Source organism: Mycobacterium sp. E3298, assembly GCF_001666895.1.
Taxonomy (GTDB): Bacteria; Actinomycetota; Actinomycetes; order Mycobacteriales; family Mycobacteriaceae; genus Mycobacterium.
This window is the reverse complement of sequence record NZ_LZJB01000337.1, coordinates 1-1213: the sequence shown is the minus strand read 5'-3', so window position 1 is coordinate 1213 and position 1213 is coordinate 1. Positions and strand designations below refer to the sequence as shown.

At 70.4% G+C, this 1213-nt stretch carries 3 protein-coding genes; all 3 read right to left on the bottom strand.

All coding sequences use genetic code 11. The features are described from left to right. On the bottom strand, window positions 1-391 hold a 391-nt coding region (locus tag A9X05_RS15785; RefSeq protein WP_197499081.1), incomplete at its 3' end, for an alpha/beta hydrolase. An 89-nt stretch (window positions 392-480) separates the two neighbouring features. Beyond that, entirely contained in the window at window positions 481-960 is a 480-nt protein-coding gene (locus A9X05_RS15780; protein WP_067757370.1) for a gamma-glutamylcyclotransferase, read from the bottom strand. A gap of 16 nt (window positions 961-976) precedes the next feature. Further along, the coding region (locus A9X05_RS32225) for a hypothetical protein (RefSeq protein WP_231978400.1) at window positions 977-1213 on the bottom strand (237 nt) is incomplete at its 5' end.

The window sequence follows — 1213 nt, the reverse complement described above, 5'->3', positions numbered from 1 at the left end:
TCTCCCGCGCCAGCCGTGCTGCCGCGGCACTGAGGTTGCCGCCCGCGCTTTGGCCCCCGACGCACAGCCGGCCGCCGTCCCAATCGCGGCCGGGGTCGGCCGCCCAGCGGACGACGTCGTAGACCTGGTGTGGCGCCGCCGGGAAGCGGTGCCGCGGCGCCAGCACGTAGTCGGGATTGATCACCACCACGCCTGCGTTGGCGGCCAGGTACCGGCACCAGGGATCGTCCTGTTCGGGGTGCCCGACCACGAAGCCCCCGCCGTGCACGTTGACGTAGACCGCCTGGTTCGCCGTGCCGGCCGGCGGGTGGTAGACGGTTGCCGGTACGGGGCCGTGCCGGGCGGGGATGGTGACCTCGGTGGTCCGGCCGCGGAATTCGGGGAATCGCACGGCGGCCTTGGGGGCCGGGTTCACGACGGCGGCGAAAGTGCGGGCCAGTGCGTCGGCGACGACTGGTCTGGAGAGAATCGACACGGGCCCTAGGAGCCCGTTCCCGGGCCGATGTTGTGGGCCGGTCTGGTGCGCAGGTTGTGCACGTAATCGCTTGGGGCTCCGGCGATTTCGGCGGCGTCAGCCATCACGCCCAGGTATCGCGCCGAGGGCAGGCCGCCCTCCCAGGCGTCGAGCACGTACAGCCAGGCCAGCACGGGGTCGGTGCTGGTGTCCGACGAGATGCGTTCCACCCGGCAGCGGATCTTCTTGTGGACGCCGAACTCCGAGCCCTCCCACCGGTCGAGGTTGTTCTCGTCGGCCGGGGTCATGTCGTAGAGGACGACGAACACCTTGGAGGTCGGGTCTTCGACCACCGTGGCCAGCGCGCCTTCCCAGCCGATGTCCTCGCCGCCGAACGTCAGGCGCCAGCCGTGCAGCCAGCCGGTTCCGGCCATCGGGGAATGGGGTGCCCGCTTGAGCATCTGCTCAGGATCCATGTTCGACCCGTAGGCGGCGTAGAGCGGCACGGGGAAATCTTAGACGTCACCCGCACGAGCGGTCTTCTCCCAAGCGTTTCGCCGCGCCATTGAACAGCGCGGCGACGATGCACGCCGCACGGCGGCGTGAGGAGAAGCCGCGCCATTGAACAGCGCGGCGACGATGCACGCCGCACGGCGGCGTGAGGAGAAGCCGCGCCATTGAACAGCGCGGCGACGATGCACGCCGCACGGCGGCGTGAGGAGAAGCCGCGCCATTGAACAGCGCGGCGACGATGCACGC